This is a genomic window from Janthinobacterium sp. LS2A (genome assembly GCF_036543145.1).
In the GTDB taxonomy this organism is placed as follows: domain Bacteria; phylum Pseudomonadota; class Gammaproteobacteria; order Burkholderiales; family Burkholderiaceae_D; genus Janthinobacterium; species Janthinobacterium aestuarii.
This window is the reverse complement of record NZ_JAZHPB010000006.1, coordinates 192,463-212,740: the sequence shown is the minus strand read 5'-3', so window position 1 is coordinate 212,740 and position 20,278 is coordinate 192,463. Positions and strand designations below refer to the sequence as shown.

Annotated in this window: 19 protein-coding genes and 1 tRNA gene; 6 read left to right on the top strand and 14 right to left on the bottom strand. The window is 64.3% G+C overall.

Annotated features, from left to right (window positions below; all coding sequences use genetic code 11):
- Positions 1-197 precede the first annotated feature (197 nt).
- On the top strand, positions 198-1,091 hold the full coding sequence (argB, locus tag V3C40_RS18480; protein ID WP_010393729.1) for an acetylglutamate kinase: 894 nt from the start codon (positions 198-200) through the stop codon (positions 1,089-1,091).
- A 66-nt stretch (positions 1,092-1,157) separates the two neighbouring features.
- Positions 1,158-1,232 (top strand) — tRNA-Thr (locus V3C40_RS18475).
- A gap of 280 nt (positions 1,233-1,512) precedes the next feature.
- Here V3C40_RS18475 and V3C40_RS18470 read toward each other — a convergent pair.
- Complete coding sequence (locus V3C40_RS18470; RefSeq protein WP_331778216.1) at positions 1,513-2,382, bottom strand: TraB/GumN family protein; 870 nt, start codon at positions 2,380-2,382, stop codon at positions 1,513-1,515.
- A gap of 90 nt (positions 2,383-2,472) precedes the next feature.
- On the opposite strand from V3C40_RS18470, the gene V3C40_RS18465 reads away from it, so the two are divergent.
- From V3C40_RS18465 to pabB, 3 genes are all read left to right on the top strand, one after another.
- On the top strand, positions 2,473-3,207 hold the full coding sequence (locus tag V3C40_RS18465; RefSeq protein ID WP_080698605.1) for a pyrimidine 5'-nucleotidase: 735 nt from the start codon (positions 2,473-2,475) through the stop codon (positions 3,205-3,207).
- Between the two features lie 102 nt (positions 3,208-3,309).
- Positions 3,310-3,885 (top strand): nucleoid occlusion factor SlmA, encoded by a 576-nt coding sequence (gene slmA, locus V3C40_RS18460; RefSeq protein ID WP_034752791.1) that lies wholly within the window; start codon positions 3,310-3,312, stop codon positions 3,883-3,885.
- A gap of 21 nt (positions 3,886-3,906) precedes the next feature.
- Positions 3,907-5,745: an aminodeoxychorismate synthase component I gene (gene pabB / locus V3C40_RS18455; protein ID WP_331778215.1), complete on the top strand. Its 1,839-nt coding sequence runs from the start codon at positions 3,907-3,909 to the stop codon at positions 5,743-5,745.
- Here pabB and V3C40_RS18450 read toward each other — a convergent pair.
- Together V3C40_RS18450 and V3C40_RS18445 are read right to left on the bottom strand one after the other, a co-directional pair.
- Positions 5,738-6,100 (bottom strand): DUF1428 domain-containing protein, encoded by a 363-nt coding sequence (locus V3C40_RS18450; protein WP_331778214.1) that lies wholly within the window; start codon positions 6,098-6,100, stop codon positions 5,738-5,740. The genes pabB and V3C40_RS18450 overlap by 8 nt on opposite strands.
- A gap of 115 nt (positions 6,101-6,215) precedes the next feature.
- Positions 6,216-6,809 carry a glutathione peroxidase gene (locus V3C40_RS18445; RefSeq protein ID WP_035828486.1) on the bottom strand — a complete coding sequence of 198 codons (594 nt, stop codon included), beginning with the start codon at positions 6,807-6,809 and terminating at the stop codon, positions 6,216-6,218.
- A 181-nt stretch (positions 6,810-6,990) separates the two neighbouring features.
- Here V3C40_RS18445 and V3C40_RS18440 point away from each other — a divergent pair, with 181 nt between their 5' ends.
- Positions 6,991-8,127, top strand: coding sequence for an extracellular catalytic domain type 2 short-chain-length polyhydroxyalkanoate depolymerase (locus V3C40_RS18440; protein WP_331778213.1), 1,137 nt, complete (start codon positions 6,991-6,993; stop codon positions 8,125-8,127).
- A gap of 6 nt (positions 8,128-8,133) precedes the next feature.
- On the opposite strand, the gene gabD is transcribed toward V3C40_RS18440, so the two are convergent.
- The 11 genes from gabD to xylG form a co-directional block, all read right to left on the bottom strand.
- Positions 8,134-9,588 carry an NADP-dependent succinate-semialdehyde dehydrogenase gene (gene gabD / locus V3C40_RS18435; RefSeq protein WP_331778212.1) on the bottom strand — a complete coding sequence of 485 codons (1,455 nt, stop codon included), beginning with the start codon at positions 9,586-9,588 and terminating at the stop codon, positions 8,134-8,136.
- Between the two features lie 93 nt (positions 9,589-9,681).
- Complete coding sequence (locus V3C40_RS18430) at positions 9,682-10,524, bottom strand: PPK2 family polyphosphate kinase (RefSeq protein ID WP_331778211.1); 843 nt, start codon at positions 10,522-10,524, stop codon at positions 9,682-9,684.
- Complete coding sequence (locus V3C40_RS18425) at positions 10,521-10,943, bottom strand: CoA-binding protein (protein WP_331778210.1); 423 nt, start codon at positions 10,941-10,943, stop codon at positions 10,521-10,523. The genes V3C40_RS18430 and V3C40_RS18425 overlap by 4 nt, the downstream gene beginning before the upstream one ends.
- A gap of 64 nt (positions 10,944-11,007) precedes the next feature.
- Positions 11,008-11,661: a bifunctional 2-keto-4-hydroxyglutarate aldolase/2-keto-3-deoxy-6-phosphogluconate aldolase gene (locus V3C40_RS18420; protein WP_331778209.1), complete on the bottom strand. Its 654-nt coding sequence runs from the start codon at positions 11,659-11,661 to the stop codon at positions 11,008-11,010.
- Positions 11,662-11,676: 15 nt separating this feature from the next.
- On the bottom strand, positions 11,677-12,573 hold the full coding sequence (locus tag V3C40_RS18415; RefSeq protein WP_442907295.1) for an SMP-30/gluconolactonase/LRE family protein: 897 nt from the start codon (positions 12,571-12,573) through the stop codon (positions 11,677-11,679).
- A 15-nt stretch (positions 12,574-12,588) separates the two neighbouring features.
- Positions 12,589-14,319, bottom strand: coding sequence for an L-arabinonate dehydratase (gene araD, locus V3C40_RS18410; RefSeq protein ID WP_058049351.1), 1,731 nt, complete (start codon positions 14,317-14,319; stop codon positions 12,589-12,591).
- Positions 14,316-15,329 (bottom strand): 2-dehydro-3-deoxygalactonokinase, encoded by a 1,014-nt coding sequence (locus tag V3C40_RS18405; RefSeq protein ID WP_072455984.1) that lies wholly within the window; start codon positions 15,327-15,329, stop codon positions 14,316-14,318. Before V3C40_RS18405 ends, araD begins: the two co-directional genes overlap by 4 nt.
- Positions 15,330-15,413: 84 nt before the next feature.
- Positions 15,414-16,181 (bottom strand): aldose epimerase family protein, encoded by a 768-nt coding sequence (locus V3C40_RS18400; protein WP_331778208.1) that lies wholly within the window; start codon positions 16,179-16,181, stop codon positions 15,414-15,416.
- Positions 16,178-17,377 carry a XylR family transcriptional regulator gene (locus V3C40_RS18395; RefSeq protein WP_046681867.1) on the bottom strand — a complete coding sequence of 400 codons (1,200 nt, stop codon included), beginning with the start codon at positions 17,375-17,377 and terminating at the stop codon, positions 16,178-16,180. The genes V3C40_RS18400 and V3C40_RS18395 overlap by 4 nt, the downstream gene beginning before the upstream one ends.
- A 32-nt stretch (positions 17,378-17,409) precedes the next feature.
- A complete protein-coding gene (locus V3C40_RS18390; protein ID WP_034783811.1) occupies positions 17,410-18,552 on the bottom strand; it encodes a sugar ABC transporter permease in 1,143 nt (380 codons plus the stop codon).
- Positions 18,549-20,120, bottom strand: coding sequence for a D-xylose ABC transporter ATP-binding protein (gene xylG / locus V3C40_RS18385; protein ID WP_331778207.1), 1,572 nt, complete (start codon positions 20,118-20,120; stop codon positions 18,549-18,551). Before xylG ends, V3C40_RS18390 begins: the two co-directional genes overlap by 4 nt.
- Between the last annotated feature and the right edge of the window lie 158 nt (positions 20,121-20,278).

The following is a 20,278-nucleotide window of genomic DNA, read 5'->3' as shown; positions in this document are numbered from 1 at the left end:
GCGCCGGGATGGGACGCAGATGTAACGGGCAGTAAAAGGGCTGGCTGGGGGACATATCGGGCCAGACTATAGGATCATCAGGGAAAATACAACAAGATCGCCCTATAATGCCTCCAAGATTTTCTTCTTCCCTGTAAAATCGCACAAATCTATTTTCCGGACTCGCCATGAATCAACTAGCTAACTTGAACCTGGACATGAATGACGACTTGACGGCGGTGTCGCCGCAAATCAAGGCGCAGATTCTGGCCGAGGCCCTCCCCTACATCCGCAATTTCCACGGCAAGACCATCGTCATCAAATACGGTGGCAATGCCATGACGGACGAACGCCTGAAGCACGGCTTCGCGCGCGACGTCATCCTGCTCAAGCTGGTCGGCATGAACCCGGTCGTGGTGCACGGCGGCGGACCGCAGATCGACAACGCGCTGAAAAAAATCGGCAAGCAAGGCACCTTCGTGCAAGGCATGCGCATCACCGATGAAGAAACCATGGAAGTGGTGGAGTGGGTGCTGGGCGGCGAAGTGCAGCAGGATATCGTCATGCTGATCAACCATTACGGCGGCCAGGCCGTGGGCCTGACGGGCAAGGATGGCGGCTTGATCCGCGCACGCAAGATGCAGATGCCGGACCGCGAACATCCGGGCGAATTCCTCGACATCGGTTTTGTGGGCGAGATCGACGCGATCAACCCGGCCGTCGTCAAGGCGCTGCAGGACGACGCCTTCATTCCCATCATTTCGCCGATCGGTTTCGGCCAGGACGGCCAGGCCTACAACATCAACGCCGATGTCGTGGCGGGCAAGATCGCGGAAATCCTGAAAGCGGAAAAGCTGATCATGATGACCAACATCGCCGGCGTCCAGGACAAGCAGGGCAACCTGGTGACCGACCTGTCGGCGCGTGAAATCGACGAGATGTTCGCCGACGGCACGATCTCGGGCGGCATGCTGCCGAAGATCTCGTCCGCGCTCGACGCCGCCAAGTCCGGCGTGAACACGGTGCACATCATCGACGGCCGCATCGAACACTCATTATTGCTGGAAGTGTTGACCGAGCAGGCTTTTGGTACTATGATCCGTTCGCACTAAAAAAAATCGCAATGCATCACAGCGAGTAGTTTGGCGGCGCAGATCACCTGGCGCCGCTTTTAATTTGCCCTTGTAGCTCAGTGGTAGAGCACTCCCTTGGTAAGGGAGAGGCCACGTGTTCGATCCACGTCAAGGGCACCATCGACTTATCCCCGTATCTGAAAAATGTCCATGGCTGCGTTGCCTCGCCTCGCCGTACATGCGTACTGTCTTCGTCTCGGCGCCTTGCCCTGAACACTTTTCATCTACTCTGCCGTCATCTCCCCATAGTAAAAATGTCCATGGCGGCGTTGTCCTTCCTCGCCGTACATTCGTACTGTCTTCGGCAGTCCGCCTTGCCCTGAACACTTTTCCATCTGCTCTGCCGCGTGTCTTGCGCGGCTGAGCTAGCGCTATCTCTTCTGCCTTCTGTCGTCAAAACTCAATACACCCGCTCGACCTTCAATCCGCGTTTACGCAGTAAATCCGGCACGCTCTTGTCGCCCACCAGGTGCAGCACGCCGATGGCGGCCAGGCTGGACTTTTCGCGCGCAAGCAAGTTGGCAATGCCGTCGGCCAGGGCCGGGTTGCGGCCGTCCAGCAGCACCTTTTGCACGAACTGCGCGGCGAACGAGGGGTCTGTTGCGGCCTTTGCCGCCAGCTTGTCGAACGCTGCCGCGTCGGCGTTGCGCCACGCATCGGCGATCTCGCGCGCTTCCTGGCTTTGTTCCTGGTCCTCGATCGACGCCACGCCGTCTTCGAGGAAGCGGCACTGGTCGAGCGGCGACATGGCGCCGAACAGCGCCATCTGGCCTTCCATCGATTCGAGTTCCACCACGGGGATCTTGCGCGCCTTGGCTTGCTGCGACAGATAACTGTCGACGGCCAGGTCGGAGCGGTAGCCAAGCGTGGAAAATTCGCCGATGGCCAGCACGCTGGCCAGCATCCACGGCTTCATGGGCGCCACCGCTGCGGGCGCGATGCCGTATTTTTGCAACAGCGGCGCCAGACGCGGCGCCAGGGTCTGGCGGCAGTCAGCAGGCACTTTGCTGCCTGGCGCCTCCATGCCGTATTTCAGCACGGCGCTGACGGCCTTGCGCGGATCGGCGCCGGGATCGATCTCCAGCGCCAGCGCGCCGGCGCCGTTCAATGCCTGCGTCACGGTCGGCTCGAGCGGATAAAAGTCGGGCGCGCCGACGTGGATGGTACCAAACAAAAACAGAGTGTGGCTGGCGTCCTGCACCTTGAACAGCGCGCCCCGTTTTTGCGCCACGGAAGGCGCTTCGGCCAAGGCCGACTGCAACGGCAGCAAGAATAATCCGCAAAACATCACTATAATCTGGCGTCGCATGGTTTTCCTGATTGTTGAATTTTTCATCTTCTCTCGCTAGCAAAGACTCCTGTGCCTGTGTCCCATCTTAACCGCTCGTCGCCGGTCTGGCTGTTTGACCTCGACAACACGCTGCACAATGCCTCGCACGCCATCTTCCCCACCATCACGGCCAATATGAACACGTATATTGCCCGCGTACTGGGCGACGGCGTGACGCCGGCCGACGACGCCATCGTCAATGCGGCGCGCGCGGCCTACTGGCGCCGCTATGGCGCCACCTTGCTGGGCATGGTCAAGCACCACCAGGTGCAGGCCGCGCATTTTCTGCACGAGACGCATGCGTTCGACGATTTGCGCGCGATGATACGCGCCGAGCGGGGCCTGGGGGCTTTACTCAAACGCCTGCCTGGCCGTAAAATTTTACTCACCAACGCGCCGCTGCGCTATTCGAGCGACGTGATGCGCCACCTGGGCTTGCGCCGGCACTTTTCACACCACGTCGCCATCGAGGCGATGCATGTGCACCGCCAGTTGCGGCCCAAGCCATCGACCCTGATGCTGCGCAAACTGATGCGCAAGCACCACATCCGCCCCGGCCGCTGCATTCTGGTGGAAGACACCCTGGCCAACCTCAAGGGTGCGAAAAAACTGGGCCTGCGCACGGCCTGGATCACGCAATACCTGAAAATGGCCGATCCGATCGGCGTGGCGAAGCTGCCCATGGCGTTAAATCGCCCCGCTTACGTCGATGTCAAAGTAAAATCTGTCCGGCATTTGGCACGCCGCCTTCACCGTCTGCGTTGAAGGGGATTCCTGGGCTTCCGGTTGACACTGGAAGCCGCACCGCTAGCGGCGGTGACGGACCTCCCCATCAAGGCAGCATTTTTTTTAACGACAAGAGAAAATATGGCAAGCACACCGCCGGGCCAACGCAGGCTACAAATTCTTCAGGCCCTCGCCGCAATGCTGGAGCAGCCGAAAGGCGAAAAGATCACCACCGCCGCACTGGCGGCCAGACTGACCGTATCGGAAGCGGCCCTGTACCGCCATTTCGCCAGCAAGGCGCAAATGTTCGAAGGGCTGATCGAATTCATCGAGTCGAGCGTCTTCGGCCTGATCAACCAGATCGCGGAAAAACACAGCGATGGCATGACGCAGACGCGCGACATCATCGGCATGCTGCTCAATTTCGCCATCAGCAATCCGGGCATGACGCGCGTGCTGATCGGCGATGCGCTGGTCAATGAGGACGAGCGTCTGCAAGTGCGCATGAACCAGTTCTACGACCGCGTGGAACTGGCGCTCAAGCAGGCCTTGCGCGTGGCCGCCGCCGAAGGCCATGGCAAGGAAAGCGAAGTGGCGGCGCGCGCCACCCTGATCGTCAGCTTCGTCATCGGACGCTGGCACCGCTACGCCAAGAGCGGCTTCAAGATCAATCCATCCCAGGAAGCGGCGCTGCAAATCGCCATGCTGCTGGGGTAAGTCACCGCCGCAGCTGTCCCCATGCATACCGACTGCTTCGCCCTGCTCGACGACGCCAGCACACCCGGCGCCGGTTCGCGCCTGTACACGGGCCTGGCGGCGGTCTTGCAGTGCACCGAGGGACAACAGTGGCCGGCCCTGCTCGAAGGGCTGCAAGAGGCCTTGCAACACGGCCAGTACGCCGTCAGCGTGTGCAGCTACGAACTGGGCGCGCACTTGCTGGCCATGCCGCCGCGCGCGGCCGGCCTTGACGCGCCGCCGCTGGCGCAAGTGCTCGTCTTCGAGCACTGCACGCAGCTGTCGCAGGACGAGGTGGCGCAGTGGCTGGACTCTCGCGTCGACGCGGACGCCGCGCCGGCCGGCGTGGCCGGTATCCGCGCGAACGTGGATCAAGCCGAATTCACGCGCGCGCTGCACCGCATCCACGACTACATCGTGGCCGGCGACACCTATCAGGTCAACTACACGTACCGTTTGCGCTTCGACGCCTTCGGCTCGCCCCTGGCCTTGTATGCGCGGCTGCGCGCGCGCCAGCCCGTGCCCTACGGCGCGCTGGTGATGCTGCCCGATGGCGGCGCCCTGCTGTCGCTGTCGCCGGAGCTGTTCGTGCGCCATGCACAAGGCGAGCTGACGGCGCGTCCCATGAAAGGCACGGCGCCAGCCGCCCCGCCTGAGCAAATGGCAGAAAACGCGCGCCGCGCCGCCGCCCTGGCCAGCGACCCAAAAAACCGCGCGGAAAACCTGATGATCGTCGACCTGCTGCGCAACGACATCGGCCGCATCGCCGTCACGGGCTCCGTCAAGGTGCCGGCCCTGTTCGAGGTGACGCGCTACAGCAGCGTGCTGCAGATGACCTCCACCGTGCAGGCGCGCCTGCGCGCCGACGCAACGCTAAGCGACATCTTCCAGGCCTTGTACCCGTGCGGCTCGATCACGGGCGCGCCGAAACGCCGCACCATGGAAATCATCGCCGAACTGGAACCCGCGCCGCGCGGCATCTACACGGGCGCCATCGGCTGGTTCGATCCGCCAGCCGCCGGTGCTGCCCACGCGGTGAGCGACTTCTGCATGTCCGTGCCGATCCGCACCCTGGCCTTGCAGCCGGCGGGCACTGACGGCATCCGGCGCGGCGAAATGGGCGTGGGCGCCGGCATCGTCCTGGATAGCGACCCGCACGAGGAATTTGCGGAATGCCAGCTCAAGGCCCGCTTCCTGACGGGCCTTAGCAACGACTTCGAACTGTTCGAGACCTTGCACGCGAGCCGCGACCATGGCTGCCGCCTTCAGGAGCGCCACTTGGCGCGCCTGGCCGCCTCCAGCGCCTACTTCGGTTTTGCCTGGGATGCCAACGCTGCCCGCGCCGCGCTGCAGGCGGCTTGCGCGGCGCGCCCCGACAATGCCCCTTTCCGCCTGCGCCTGGCGCTGCGCCAGGATGGGCAGTTCACGGCGCAAAGCGGCGCGCTCAGCGCCTTGCCGGAAACGGTCAACGTCATGCTGGCACTCGATACAACGACTGCCGGCGACCTGTTCCTGCGCCACAAGAGCAGCGTGCGCGCGCGCTATGACGCGGCCTGGCGCGCAGCCGAGGCGCAAGGCGGCTTCGACATGCTGTTCTTTAACGAGCGTGGCGAACTGACGGAGGGCGGGCGCAGCAACGTCTTCGTGCAGCTGGACGGCCGCTGGCACACGCCGCCCCTGTCCTGCGGCCTGCTGCCCGGCGTGCAGCGCGCGGCCATGCTGGCTGATCCTGCCTGGAACGCGCAGGAAACCATCATCACGCGCGCCATGCTGGCGCGGGCCGAAGCGATCGTCGTGTGCAATGCGCTGCGCGGGGCGATCCCCGCAAAGCTGGTTATTTGATATCCACCTGCATTTCATAGCCGCCGTAGATCATCCGCTTGCCATCGAACGGCAATTTTTCCGGGTCCATCATCTCGGCCAGGCGCGAGTCTTTCATGACCTTGTCGTTGATTTCATCGCGCTTGGCGCGCGATTCATACACGATCCAGGAAAACACCACCACTTCGCCATCCTGCAAGTCCACCGCCTGCGGGAACGAGGTCAGCTTGCCCGGCTTGACATCGTCGCCCACGCATTCGCGAAATTCCAGCGCGCCGTACTCGCGCCAAACGGCGCCGCAACTGCGCGACATGGCCAGGTAGGCATCGAGCTTGGCTTTCGGTACGGGCACGACAAATCCATCGACATACGCCATGATGTTCTCCTTTGTTGTGACAAACGCGAACAACCAGCTTAGGACAATGATGGCAAGACGACAAGCGCGGCATTAAAAAAAAGCAGGCGTTCAAGCCTGCTTGGGTATCAGCAACTTACAGCGCCAGCGCTTTTTCCACCGCGCCAACGAGTTTCTTGTCGTCCGGCGTCACCTTGCTGGGGAAGCTTTCCACCACTTTGCCGTGGCGGTCGATCAGGTATTTGTGGAAATTCCAGGCCGGGGTCTTGCCCGTCTGCTTGATCAGGTCCACGTACAGCGGATTCGGCGCAGGGCCGGAGACGACCGACTTCGAAAACATGGGGAACTTCACGCCATAGGTGTTGTAGCAGAAATCGGCGATTTCCTTGCTGTTACCGGGCTCCTGCTTGCCAAAATCGTTCGACGGGAAGCCCAGCACCACCAGGCCCTTGCTGCCGTACTTGGCGTACAGCGCCTCGAGCCCTTCATATTGATTGGTAAAACCGCAATAACTGGCCGTATTGACCACCAGCACGACCTTGCCCGCGTACTGGCACAGGTTTTGCGGCGCTTCATCCTGCAGGCGGTTGAAAGTCTGCTTGAGGATGGCCGGGCAGGCGGCTGGCGCGGCAGCAGCTGGCGCGGTGTCGGCCGCATGGGCCGGCATGGCCAGGCTGGCGCCGGCGGCAAGGGTGGTCAATGCAAACAGCTGGGCAAGGGTCTTGGACATGAAGGGCACCATGGTTGAACGGAAAAAAACCATTCTATGTCAAACGCCGCGCGCGCGTACAAGACGGACAACAACAGCGATGACTTGAGCGACATCAACGACCGTGCAGTACTTGCCCAGCGCACAGTTTTTTTACCTATGCTCGGCCTTCCTGTCCCTTTCCCTGCCTTGTGGAGTCGCCATGCCCTTCCCGCACCTGACCGCGCACCTGACCACACTAACCACCGCCCTGCTGGCCGCCAGCCTGCTCATCCTGGCGCCAGCCAGCGCGCACGCCGCCACGACGGCCAAGCCCGCCAAGCCCGCCGCGACCAAGGACGCGCCCGCCCTGCCCGCCTACCAGGCTGACCTGAGCCAGACCACGGTGTCCGGCCTGTCCTCGGGCGGCTTCATGGCGGCGCAGTTTGCCGTCGCCTACTCGGCCACGGTGGCGGGCGCCGGCATCATCGCGGGCGGCCCGTATTTCTGCTCGGGCCAGCCGGGCCGCTTCCCCTACATTCCCTACCTGACGAATGCCTTGAGCACCTGCATGAATCCGGGCAGCGCGCAGGTGGCACCGCCCGTCGCCAGCGAATTGCTGCGCGCGGCGAACGATTTTGCGCGCGAGCGTCTCATCGACGACACGGCCAACCTGAAACGCCAGCGCGTATATCTGTTCAGCGGAACGAAAGACCAGACCGTGACGCGGCCGGTGGTGGAGCAGGTGGGGAAATTCTATCAACTGGCCGGTACGCCGGCGGCGCAGATCCGCTTCATCGACACGCTAGGCGCGGGCCACGCCATCCTCACCGACAGCAACGCCGACAAGCCTTGCGCCGTGACGGAGTCGCCGTTCATCAACGACTGCGATTACGTGCAGGCGCGCGACATCCTGCAGCACCTGTACCCGAATCTGCAGCCGTCGTCGACTACCCTGACGGGCAAGCTGATCGCCTTCAACCAGCGCAGCTTCATCCAGAACGCCTACTCGAGCATGAACAATACGGGCTACGCCTACATCCCGAAAGCCTGCAACAGCGAGAGCTGCCGCGTGCACGTGGTATTCCACGGCTGCCTGCAAACGACGCAGGCCATCGGCGACCGTTTCTATACGAGCACCGGCTACAACCAAGTGGCGGACGCCAACAAGATCATCGTGCTGTATCCGCAGGCAGAACCGAGCCCCGTCTACCCGTACAACCCGAAGGGCTGCTGGGATTTCTGGGGCTACACCAGCATCAATCCGATCGACCCAGATTTCTACCGCAAGAGCGGCACGCAGATGGAAGCGGTCAAGGGCATGCTGGACCGCCTCGCCGCGCGCCGCAGCTCGCGTTAAGCGGCTTTAGATACCGCCCATGCAGATGTATTTGATTACCAAGTAATCTTCGATACCGTAGGTCGACCCTTCACGGCCCAGGCCCGACTGCTTGACGCCGCCGAAGGGCGCGATCTCGTTCGAGATCAGGCCCGTGTTGACGCCGACCATGCCCGTTTCCAGGCCTTCGGCCACACGCCAGATGCGGCCGATGTCGCGCGAATAGAAGTAGGCGGCCAGGCCGAATTCCGTGTTGTTCGCCAGGGCGATCACTTCATCGTCCGTCTTGAAACGGAACAAAGGCGCCAGCGGGCCGAAGGTTTCCTCGGTGGCCACGCGCATGTCGTTTGTCACGTCGGCGATGATGGTCGGTTCGAAGAAGCCATTGCCCAGCGCATGACGCTTGCCGCCAGCGAGCAGGCGCCCACCCTTGCCCAGCGCGTCGGCCACGTGTTCTTCCACCTTGGCCACGGCCTTGGCGTCGATCAGCGGGCCTTGCGTGACACCGGCCTCGATGCCATTGCCCACCTTCAGCTTGGCCACTGCCGCCACCAGCTTTTCGGCAAACGCTTCATACACGCTGTCCTGCACGTACAGGCGGTTGGCGCAGACGCAGGTCTGGCCCGCGTTGCGGTATTTCGAGGCGATGGCGCCTTCCACTGCCGCATCCAGGTCGGCGTCGTCGAAGACGATGAACGGCGCATTGCCGCCCAGTTCCAGCGACAGTTTCTTGATCGTCGGCGCGCACTGCTCGGCCAGCAAGCGGCCCACCTGGGTCGAGCCCGTAAACGTCAGCTTGCGCACGATGGGGTTCGACGTCATTTCGCCGCCGATGTCTTTCGGCGCACCCGTGACGATGCTGAACACGCCGGCAGGCACGCCCGCGCGCTCGGCCAGCACGGCCAGCGCCAGCGCGGAAAACGGCGTCGCTTCCGCCGGTTTCAATACCATCGGGCAGCCTGCGGCCAGGGCCGGGCCGACCTTGCGCGTGATCATGGCGGCGGGGAAATTCCACGGCGTGATGGCAGCGCACACGCCGATCGGCTCCTTGGTGACGACCAGGCGGCGGTCCGGCCATGGCGATTGCAGGGTGTCGCCCGCAACGCGCTTGCCTTCTTCGGCAAACCACTCGATGAACGAGGCGCCGAACTGCACTTCGCCCTTCGCTTCCGGCAGTGGCTTGCCCTGCTCGGTGGTCATGATCAGCGCCAGGTCATCGGCGTTTTCCAGGATCAGGTCATGCCAGCGGCGCAGCACGGCCGCGCGTTCCTTGGCCGTCTTCTTGCGCCAGGCGGGCCAGGCGGCATTGGCCGCCTCGATGGCGCGGCGCGTCTCGGCTGCGCCCATCAGAGGCACCGTACCGATATGCTCGCCCGTGGCGGGATTGTTCACGTTAATCGTCTGGCCACCATCGGCATCGACCCAGGCTCCATTCACGTAAGCCTGGTGACACAACAAGGTAGGATCTTTCAACTGCAGCATATGGATCTCCGGTCTGGTTTGAATTATCGACGAGGGATACTATGCCACAGCGCGGCCGATTCCGCAGGCGCATGCGCGGAACTGGCTCAAGCTCTACTCGACCTTGAAAGACGACAGTTTCGGGTCCGGCGCCGGGTATTCCAGCTTCATGCCCTGCAGGGTTTCCAGCAACAGGGACGCGACCACGAGGTTGCGCTGCGTCTTGGAGTTCGATGGCACCACATACCACGGCGCGTGATCGGCATCCGTCTCGCGGATCGCCGTTTCATAGGCGCGCTGGTAGCTATCCCACTTCTTGCGCTGGGCGATATCGTTGGGGTCGAACTTCCACTGGCGGTCGGGATCATCGAGCCGCTCCTGCAGCCGTCCCCGTTGCTCATCCTTCGAGATGTGCAGGAAGATTTTCAGGATGACGGTGCCCGTTTCGCTCAGCATGCGCTCGAAATCGCGGATCTGCGCGTAGCGGCGCTGGCATTCGGCCTTGTCGATCATGTCCTGCACGCGCGTGATCAGCACATCTTCGTAATGGCTGCGGTTGAAGATGGCGATCTCACCCTTCACGGGCACGTGCTGGTGCACGCGCCACAGGTAATCGTGCGCCAGTTCGATATCGGTGGGGCCCTTGAACGCGACGGCGCGGATGCCCATCGGGTTGATGTTGCTGAAAATGGCCTTGACCGTGCCATCCTTGCCCGACGTATCCATGCCCTGCAGGACCAGCAGCACCTTCTTTTTGTGCTGCGCATACAGCATGCTCTGGCATTCGGCGATCTGCGCCGTCAGGGCCACGGTTTCCTCGCGGTCCATGGCCTTGCACTGGGCCGGCGTCAGCTTCTTGTTCGCCGCCTTGGTGGCGGCGCCCAGCAGGCGCTTGCCGGCGAAGTCCTCGTCCAGCTCGAAGCCCTTGCCGGCGCGAAATTGCGTACGCGCCTTCATGCCGCCACCGCCAGCTTGCGGTGCTCGATTTTTGTGCAGTGATCCATCACCACGTCCAGGCCCGCCGCCCGCGCCAGCTGCGCCGCCTGCTCGTTGACGATGTCGAGCTGCAGCCACAGGCAGCCGGCCTTGACGGCGATGGCTTCCTCGGCGATGGGCAGGATATCTTCTGACTTGCGGAAGCAGTCGACGATGTCGATGCGCGCCGGTGCGACGGCAGCGGCCGCCTCCGTCAGATTGGCGTAGGCGCGCTGTCCCAGCACGTCGCGCCCGGCGAGGGTCGGATTGACGGGCAGCACGCGGTAGCCATGGCGCAGCAGGTAGTCGGCCACTTCATGGCTGGCGCGTTCGGGCTTGTCGGACATGCCGACGATGGCGATGATGCGGCTGTCTTGCAGGATACGGGCGATGTTGGACATGGTTTCTATAGTCAGGCGTGCGACATTGCCCGCCTAGCGTAGCAGATTCCCGTCTTGCCGGGAGCTAGCCAGAAGACTTAGCCTTGCGCACGGCCGCCATCTTCGCCACGAAAGCCTGCGCGCGCGCCGTCACGGCCGCGTAATCGCCCGTGGCGCCCGGGCCACTGAGGCTGCTGCCGATGCCCACGGCCACGGCGCCGCTGGCAAACCATTCATTGAGGTTCTCTACCGTCACGCCGCCCGTCGGCATCAATGGCGCTTGTGGCAGGGGCGCGCGCAGGGCCTTGATGTAGGCGGGGCCGAACATCTCGGCGGGGAAGACCTTGACGATGTCGGCACCCGCCTGCAGGGCCGTGACGATTTCCGTCGGCGTCATCGCGCCCGGCATGGACAGCACCTGGTAGCGCTGGCACAGCGCGATGGTGTCCACGTTGACGCTGGGCGAAATGATGAACTGGGCGCCGGCCAGGATGGCGGCGCGCGCCGTCTCCGTATCGAGCACCGTACCGGCGCCCAGCAGCACGTCAGGGCCATGGCGTTCGCGCAGCGTACGCAGCACGCCCAGGGTATCGGGCGTGGTGAACGCCACTTCCAGCGCCGTGATGCCGCCGGCGATGCACGCCTCGGCGATCCGCAGCGCCGCATCGGGCGTATCGGCGCGCACGATGCCGACCATGCCCCGTTCGAGGATGCCATTGAAAACCGTGTGTTTTTGCATATGCTCTCTCTCCTGTCAGGCCGGCAGGGCGCCAAAGCGCACTTCCGGCAAACCGCGCACGCCCACCTGGCGCGCATGAAACAATCCGCCGGCCAGCGGTTCGCCCGCCAGCTGGGCCGGGGTCAAGTTCTCCTGCGCCGTCGTGACGAACAATTCGTCGTAGCGCGGGCCGCCCAGGCTCACGCAGCTGGGCTGCGAGACGGGCAGGCTGACCTTGCGCTCGACGCTGCCGTCCGGTGCGAAGCGCAAGACCCTGCCGGCGCCCCACTGCGCGCTCCACAGGTAGTCATCCGCATCGATGGTGGCGCCATCGGCGGCGCCCGGTCCCGGGTCGAGCACGGCAAACACGCGCACCCGGCTCGCGTCGCCGCCCAGGTAATCGTCCCAGCGGTAGATCGCCCTCTTCATCGAATCGCAGAAATACATGGCCGTGCCATCGACGCTGAAGCAGATGCTGTTCGAGATGGCGATCTGCGGCAGCGGCAAGCGCTCCAGGGTCAAGTCCAGGTTGAGGCGGTAAAAGCTGCCGATCGCATCGCGGCACGGGCGCTCATCGAGCGTGCCGAAGACAAAGCGTCCCTGGCGGTCGCAGCGGCCATCGTTCAGGCGCGTCATGGGCAAGTCGCCCTCCACCGTGTGCAAGCGCGTGACGGCCCCGCTGCGCGCGTCAAACCAGGCCAGTCCGGAGGCCAGGCCCAGCAGCAGCACGTCGTCGCTGTCCGTCAGCGCGAAACACGCCAGGCGCTCGGGCATGTCCCAGCTCTGGCGCTCGCCCGTGGCCAGCACCAGCGCATGCAGCTGGCAGCCTTCGATATTCGTCCAGATAACGCGGCCGCTGCGTTCGCACCAGCGCACGCCCTCGCCCAGGAAGTTTTGCGCATCGACCAGTAATTGCGCCTGTGTCCCCATCATTTTTATTCCTTCCCTTCAGTGTGACTCGCGCGGAACGGCCGAACCGCGGCAACCGACGAGGAAGTCCAGATCCGCGCCTTCGTCGGCCTGCGTCACGTGCTTGATATACATCGACTGATAACCGCCCTTCATGGCCGGCGGCGGGGCGCTCCACTCGGCGCGCCGGCGCGCCAGCTCCGCTTCGTCGACGTCCAGGTGCAAACGGCGTCCCGCCACGTCCAGTTCGATCATGTCGCCATCGCGCACCAGGGCCAGCGGCCCGCCCACGGCCGCTTCCGGCGCCACGTGCAGCACCACCGTGCCGTAGGCCGTGCCGCTCATGCGCGCGTCCGAGATGCGCACCATGTCGCGCACGCCCTGCTCCAGCAGTTTTTTCGGCAGTCCCATATTGCCCACTTCGGCCATGCCCGGATAGCCCTGCGGGCCGCAATTTTGCAGCACCATCACGCAGCTGGCATCGATATCGAGCGCGGGATCGTCGACGCGCTTTTTGTAGTGCTCGATGCTGTTGAAGACGACGGCGCGGCCCCGGTGCTGCATCAGCTCGGGCGAGGCCGCCGATGGCTTGATGACGGCGCCGCGCGGGGCCAGGTTGCCATGCAGGACGGCGATGCCGCCTTCGTCCTTGAATGGCTGCGCCAGCGGCGTGATCACCTCGGGATTGAAATTTTCCGCTTCGGCCACGTTGACGGCCATGGTCGCGCCCGTGACGGTGAGCGCCTCGCCATGCAATTTGCCCAGCAGGTCGCGGATGATCACGGGCAGGCCGCCCGCGTAGTAAAAATCTTCCATCAGGTACTGGCCCGACGGCATCAGGTTCAGCAGGCAGGGAATGTCGCGGCCCAGGCGATCCCAGTCGCCCAGGCGCATATCCACGCCGATGCGCCCGGCGATGGCCAGCAAATGGATCACGGCATTGGTCGAGCCGCCGATGGCGCCGTTGACCATGATGGCGTTTTCAAACGCTTCGCGCGTGAGGATCTGCGACAGTTTCAGGTCTTCATGCACCATGTCGACGATACGCCGGCCCGTCAGCTGCGCCTGCAGCTTGCGGCGCGCATCGACGGCGGGAATGGCCGCGTTGCCAGGCAAGGTCACGCCCAGCGCTTCGACCATGCTGGCCATGGTCGAGGCCGTGCCCATGGTCATGCAGTGGCCGGCGGAACGCGACATGCACGATTCGGCCTGCTTGAATTCGGCTGACGTCATGCGCCCGGCGCGCACATCCTCGGAAAACTTCCACACGTCCGTGCCCGAACCGATCGGCTTGCCGCGGTAATTCCCGTTCAACATGGGGCCGCCCGACAGCACGATGGTGGGCAAGTCCACGCTGGCCGCGCCCATCAGCAGGGCCGGAGTGGTCTTGTCGCAGCCCGTCAGCAGCACCACGCCGTCGATCGGGTTGGCGCGGATCGATTCCTCGACATCCATGCTGGCCAGGTTACGGAACAGCATGGCCGTCGGGCGCAGATTCGTCTCGCCCAGCGACATGACGGGAAATTCGACGGGGAAGCCGCCCGCCTCGAGCACGCCGCGCTTGACCATCTCGGCCAGGTCGCGGAAATGGCCATTGCAGGGCGTCAGCTCGGACCAGGTATTGCAGATGCCGATGACGGGACGGCCATCGAAGGCGTCGCTGGGATAGCCCTGGTTCTTCATCCAGCTGCGGTGAATAAAACTGTCCTTGTCGTCGCCACCAAACCACGATTGCGAACGCAAGGGACGCTTGTTCTTGTTGCTGCTCATACTGTCTCCTGCGGGGAAATCAAGCCGCGCGCGGCGGCGATCAGCAGCGCACCGTGACCGGCCAGATTAGCTTGCTGCTGGTCGTCGACGATGATGCGCTTGCCATAAAAAAATCCGTGTTCTTCGATCAGCAAGCCAAGCGCCTGGCGCAGCATGGGCTTGCCGGTAATGACGAGCGGGGTATCGGGCCGCATCTGGATGGCGGTGCTGTTGCGCAGCGCCAGCAGGTCGCCGCTGAGGACGGCGCCCATCAGGAAATTGGCCCGCTCATTGCATTCGATGGCGCTGAACTGGCCCAGGGTGCGCACGCTGAAGCAGGCGCGCGCCAGCCCCGTTTTTTGCGCCGCGGCCGCGCCGGCCAGCAGCATCTTCGGCACCAGGGTCTGCGCAAAACCGCCATCGACCGATTGCTTGATCAGGGTGTGCTGCGTGATCGCCTGCAGCAGCTCGCCCGCAATGGTGGTGCTGCAGCCGAGGATGCGACGCTGCTCGTCCACGCTGATCAATTTGGTATGCGAACCGGGCATGATCAGGGTCGCCGCGCCCCGCAATTGCAGGCGCTCGAGCAGCGCGACGACTTCCGTCTCTTCGCCGCGCATCATGTCCATCGCTTCGACGTTATGCAGGCCGACGGCGCCATGCTGGTTGCGCACGCCGGGAATCAGCCACAGGGGCTGGGGCAGCACGTCGGGCAAGTCCACCGCCTGCATGCCTTGCGCCAGCTGGGCCAGGCCCGCGGGCGCCGGCAGATGCGGCACTTCCCGCACGCCCATGGGCGAGGTGATCATGCCCGAGGCCAGCGCCAGGTCCACGTCGGACGGCGCGATGCCGGCGCTGGCCAGCACGCTGGCGATGGTGTCGCGCAGCGCCTGTTTCAGCGCGCCGTTATGGCCATCGATGGCGGTATTGCGCACGCCCGTTTCCAGCTGCGCCTGGGCGACGACGGCGCCTGCGCGCCACAGCAAGGTACGCGTATTGGTGGTGCCGGCATCGATGGTGAGTATGTTCATGGACAGGTTCGCAGCGTCGGTCAGGACAAAAATGAATGAGGGAAAAACTACCCCATGGTAGAACTGCCCCGCATATCTGACCAATCACTTATTTGACATCATTGATACCGGTTCGGATATGTCAAACGTATCGATATCCTGCACGCCCAAACGGTAGGCAAGATTGAAGCGCCTCACTTGTCCCGGTTGCAATTGCACACCCTGCGCCAGCAGGGAAAAACAGCGCGCATCGGAATATAAATGGCAACTGTCCTGGGTGCTGTAAAAACGCAGGACCCGTCCCGAAGCGGGGTCGGCAACCCGCGCCGCCTCGCGCAGCTGGCCGCTGCCCGTCCAGTAAAAGTCATGCCGGAATCCCGGCAAGTGCACGAGCGCGGGCCAGGCCAGGCGTGTAGCGAGCGGCGCCGGCTGGCGGAAGTCGAACGCGCTGCCCGCCACGTCGAGCGGAGCGCTGCACGCATGCCCGCCGGGCCAGTAGCGGTCGGCGGCCAGGCGCAGCACATGGTCACCCACGGCCGCGCGGCCGCCCTGCAGATTGAACAGGGGCGCGGCCAGCGCAAAACGGGAAACCGTCTCGGCCGTGGCGGCGCAGTCGAGGTGCAAACAGCCATCCTCGTCGAGCCGGTAGGCCAGGCGCACCGACAGGCCGTCATGCGCCAGGTGTAGCAGCAAGTGGCCGTCGTCCGGCGGCGCGCACTGCCAGACGGTGGACGAGCGTGCCGCAGGGGGCGCGGCGCCCAGCACGTCGGCCAGGCGGCCATAGCGGTCGGGCGCCCACCAGGCCCGCACGCTGGCATCGTGCGCATCGATGGCCACGCGCATGCCGCGCGCGTTGCGCAGCAGATGCATCATGGCGCCTGCCCGGGGGCTGGCGGCGGCCGGCTGCGCTGCTGGAATTCGCGCGGCGTGCAACCGAGTTCGCGCTTGAAGACGGCATGCATGTACTGCACCGTGGTAAAGCCGCAACGCACGGCCACCTCGGCCACCTGCCCCGGTCCGCGCGCCAGCAGGGTCTTGGCCGCATCGAGCTTGAAATGCAGGATCTCGTCGTGCACGCTGCGCCCCAGCTCATGGCGGAAGTGCGCTTCGAGCGAGGAGCGCGACACGCCCACGTAATCGGCCACCTGCTCCGTCTTGATGCCTTGGCAAGCGTACTGGCGAATAAAATGGCGCGCCTGCATCACCTGCGGATGCTGGAAAGGCTGGTGGCGCGTGGAAGCGAGCACGTTCAGGCCGGCCGGCGGCACGAGGATGCGCGTGCCGGACAGGCGCGCGCCATTCAACATCTGATGCAGCAGATGCGCGGCCGTGCGGCCCATTTCCTCCGTGCCCTGGATCACGGAACTCAAGGGAATGCGCGTGAGCATGCGCGCCAGCGGATCGTTGTCGATGCCGATCAAAGCCACCTGCTCCGGCACGGCGATCCCCGCGTGCATGCACGCTTGCAGCAGCTGGCGCGCGCGCGCGTCGCTGACGGCGATGATGCCGACGGGTTTTTCCAGGCTGTTGAGCCAGGCGATCTGCTGCTCCACCGCCTCGTCCCACGACGGTGCGCTGGTGGCGACACCCCGGTACACGTCGGCGCGCATGTGGTCGCGCTCCATCAAGGCGCAAAACGCCGTTTCGCGCTCCTGCGCCCAGCGGTTGACATCGGCCTCGGGCAGGCTGAAACAGGCGAAACGCGTCAGGCCCGCTTCCACCAGGTGTTCATAGGCCAGCTTGACGATCTTGAAATTATCGGTCGCCACGTACGGGATGCCGGCCGGGTAATCCTCGGCGCGCGCATACGAGCCGCCCACGGCCACCACGGGCAGGCGGCTGTGCGCCAGCGCCTCGCAGACGGCGGGATCGTCGAAATCGGCGATGATGCCGTCGCCCTGCCAGCGCTCGATGCCGGGCAGGCGGCAGCGAAAGTCCTCTTCCAGGAACAGGTCCCACGACACGCGCGTCGTGTTCAGGTAGGCGGCGATACCCGCGATGATGTCGCGGTCGTAGATTTTATTCCCGTTAAACAGCAGCGCGATCCGGTGCGCGGTCGGCATCTTCATGGTGTCTCCTCCCGTGCCAGATCGTTTCACGGCTATCTACGCCCCGCTCGCGTGCTGACATCGACCCACACGGCGAGGGTGAGGATACTGCCTTTCACGATCATCTGCCAGTAGGTGTCCACGTCCAGCATGGACATGCCGTTATCGAGGCTGGCCATGACCAGCGCGCCGATCAGGGCGCCGTACACGGTGCCCGAGCCGCCGCGCATCGAGGTGCCGCCGATGAAGCAGGCGGCGATCGCGTCGAGTTCGCTGAAGGTACCGGCCGATGGCGAACCGGCCGCCAGTCGGCCCGTATTGATCAGGCCCGCCAGCGCGCACATCAGGCCCATGATGCCGAAGATCCACAGCTTGACGGCTTTCACGTTGATGCCGGACAGGCGCGTCGCCTCCATATTGCTGCCGACGGCATAGATGCGCCGGCCGAACACGGTCTGGCTCGTGATGTAGCTGAACAGTCCCAGCAAGGCCAGCAGCAACAGCACGGGCAGCGGGATGCCTTCATAGCCGTTCAGGGTTTGCACGAAGGCATACAGCACGGCGCCGATGACGGCCAGGCGCAAGCCGTCGGCCCAGGGCGCCGTCTGCGGCAAGCCATGCTGGGCACGGCTGGCGCGCGCGCGCCACGTCAGGAAGGCGGCCAGCAGGAACAGGCCGATGCCCAGCACGATGCCGGGCACCGCGGGCAGGTAGCCCTGCCCCAGGTAGACCATCGGCTCGGAGACGGGCGCGATCGTGATGCCGCCCGTGATGCCCAGCAGGATGCCGCGGTACGCCAGCATGCCGCCCAGCCCGACGATGAAGGACGGGATGCCCCGGTACGCCGTCAGATAGCCATTCAAGAGGCCGATCACCAGGCCGCAGCCGAGTACGGCCGCCAGGTTCAGCGCCAGCGGCCAGTGCTGCGTGACGTCCAGCACGGCGGCGATGCCGCCGAGCAGCCCCAGCAGGGAGCCGATCGACAGGTCGATCTCGCCGGCGATAATCACCAGCACCATGCCGCAGGCGAGGATGCCGGTAACGGACATCTGGCGCAGCAGGTTAGACAGGTTGCGCGGCGTGAGGAAACTGCCCTCCGTCTTCCACGAAAAGAAGGCCCAGATCAGCGCCACGGCGATCAGGAGGGCCAGCATTTTGTATTGGGTGAACAGCTGTTTGATACTGTGCGGTTTCATGCTGCGGTTTCCTTGTTTGCGGTGTTGGCGGCGGGCGCCGGGCGCTGGTCGAGCGCTGCCGCCAGCACGGTTTCCTGGCTCAGGCCATCGTTGATAAAGTCGCCGCGCAGGCGGCCTTCGCCCATCACCAGCACGCGGTCGGACACGCCCAGCACTTCGGCCAGTTCCGACGAGACCATGATGATGGCCACGCCCTGGTCGGCCAGCGCCAGCATCAGTTTGTAGATTTCATATTTGGCGCCCACGTCGACACCGCGCGTGGGCTCGTCGAGGATCAGCACGCGCGGGCGCGTCAGCAGCATCTTGGCCAGCACGGCCTTTTGCTGGTTGCCGCCCGACAGGCTCGTAATGGACAGCGACGGGCTGGCCGCCTTCAGTTCCAGCTTCGCGATCTCGCCGCGCACGGCCGTCAATTCCGCCTCGCCGTCGATGCGCGTGGCGCGCGTGAATTCCTCCAGCACGGCCAGGGTGATGTTCTGCCCCACGTCGAGATCCGGTACGATGCCGTGATGCTTGCGGTCTTCCGGCACCATGGCCAGGCCCATGGCGATGGCCTTTTGCGGCGAGCGGGTATCGATCTTGCGGCCATCGAGCCACACTTCGGCCTGGCACGGCCCCTGGTAGGCGCCGAACAGGGCCGAGACGAGCTCCGTGCGCCCCGCCCCCACCAGGCCGGCGATGCCGAGGATCTCGCCCTTGCGCAGGGTGAACGACACATCGTCGACCCGCTTGCGCTGCGGGTTGTCGACGTCGATGCAGGTCACGTGGCGTGCCTCGAACAGCACTTCGCCGATAGGTGCCGGCTGCGCACGCTGCGGGTACAGCTGGCTCATTTCACGGCCCACCATTTGCGCGATGATGCTCTCGACGTTCATCTGCGCCATCGGCGTGGTGGCGATATGCTTGCCGTCCCGGATGACGACGATGGTGTCGCAGATGGCCGCCACTTCATCGAGCTTGTGCGAAATGTAGATGCAGGTGACGCCCTTGGCCTTCAACGCGCGCAGGATATCGAGCAGCACGGCGATTTCCGACGCCGTCAGCGACGACGACGGCTCGTCGAGGATCAGCAGGCGCGCATTCTTGTTGAGCGCCTTGGCGATTTCCACCAGCTGCTGGTGGCCGCCGCCGTAATTCATCACGGGCTGCGCCACGTTCAGTTCGGGAATTTTCAGTTCGCGCAGCAGCTCGTCGGCGCGCTTGTACATGGCCGCGTAGTGCATGCGCCCGCCGGGCAGGGTCAGCTCGCGGCCCATGAAGATATTCTCGGCCACGGACAGCTGCGGCACCAGCATCAGTTCCTGGTGGATGATGATGATGCCCGCGTCTTCCGTGTCGCGGATCGATTGCGCGCGCAGGGGCTGGCCATCCCACAGGATCTCGCCATCCCAGGTGCCGTGCGGGTACACCCCGGACAACACCTTCATCAGGGTCGACTTGCCGGCGCCATTCTCGCCGCACAAGCCGATGCACTCGCCGGCCCGCACCTGCAGGTCGATGCCGTCAAGCGCGCGGACACCGCCAAACTGTTTGACGATGCCTTTCATTTCAAGCAGATAGTCGGACATGCTCACTCTCGTTGCGGATACGGGGGAAATGTCGGATTACGCGGCGCCCATGGCGCCGCTCATCCGACCTACGGCCGGTGCGGACGGCCGACACCACCACCGGCGTTTCCGGAGCCGGCGATTGTCGGATAACGGCCGATGCGGGCAATCGTAGGTCG

Bases quoted from the DNA above. Each gene is read 5' to 3' on its own strand.
- V3C40_RS18400 (WP_331778208.1), bottom strand. From the start codon at position 16,181: ATGATGCATCTGCTGCGCAACGCGCGCGGCATGCGCGTGGCCATCGAT.
- gabD (WP_331778212.1), bottom strand. From the start codon at position 9,588: ATGCTGCAGTTGAAAGATCCTACCTTGTTGTGTCACCAGGCTTACGTG.
- V3C40_RS18395 (WP_046681867.1), bottom strand. From the start codon at position 17,377: ATGAAGATGCCGACCGCGCACCGGATCGCGCTGCTGTTTAACGGGAAT.
- V3C40_RS18430 (WP_331778211.1), bottom strand. From the start codon at position 10,524: ATGAAGGCGCGTACGCAATTTCGCGCCGGCAAGGGCTTCGAGCTGGAC.
- araD (WP_058049351.1), bottom strand. From the start codon at position 14,319: ATGAGCAGCAACAAGAACAAGCGTCCCTTGCGTTCGCAATCGTGGTTT.
- V3C40_RS18425 (WP_331778210.1), bottom strand. From the start codon at position 10,943: ATGTCCAACATCGCCCGTATCCTGCAAGACAGCCGCATCATCGCCATC.
- slmA (WP_034752791.1), top strand. From the start codon at position 3,310: ATGGCAAGCACACCGCCGGGCCAACGCAGGCTACAAATTCTTCAGGCC.
- pabB (WP_331778215.1), top strand. From the start codon at position 3,907: ATGCATACCGACTGCTTCGCCCTGCTCGACGACGCCAGCACACCCGGC.
- V3C40_RS18415 (WP_442907295.1), bottom strand. From the start codon at position 12,573: ATGATGGGGACACAGGCGCAATTACTGGTCGATGCGCAAAACTTCCTG.
- argB (WP_010393729.1), top strand. From the start codon at position 198: ATGAATGACGACTTGACGGCGGTGTCGCCGCAAATCAAGGCGCAGATT.
- V3C40_RS18440 (WP_331778213.1), top strand. From the start codon at position 6,991: ATGCCCTTCCCGCACCTGACCGCGCACCTGACCACACTAACCACCGCC.
- V3C40_RS18445 (WP_035828486.1), bottom strand. From the start codon at position 6,809: ATGTCCAAGACCCTTGCCCAGCTGTTTGCATTGACCACCCTTGCCGCC.
- V3C40_RS18390 (WP_034783811.1), bottom strand. From the start codon at position 18,552: ATGAAACCGCACAGTATCAAACAGCTGTTCACCCAATACAAAATGCTG.
- V3C40_RS18450 (WP_331778214.1), bottom strand. From the start codon at position 6,100: ATGGCGTATGTCGATGGATTTGTCGTGCCCGTACCGAAAGCCAAGCTC.
- V3C40_RS18405 (WP_072455984.1), bottom strand. From the start codon at position 15,329: ATGAACATACTCACCATCGATGCCGGCACCACCAATACGCGTACCTTG.
- xylG (WP_331778207.1), bottom strand. From the start codon at position 20,120: ATGTCCGACTATCTGCTTGAAATGAAAGGCATCGTCAAACAGTTTGGC.
- V3C40_RS18420 (WP_331778209.1), bottom strand. From the start codon at position 11,661: ATGCAAAAACACACGGTTTTCAATGGCATCCTCGAACGGGGCATGGTC.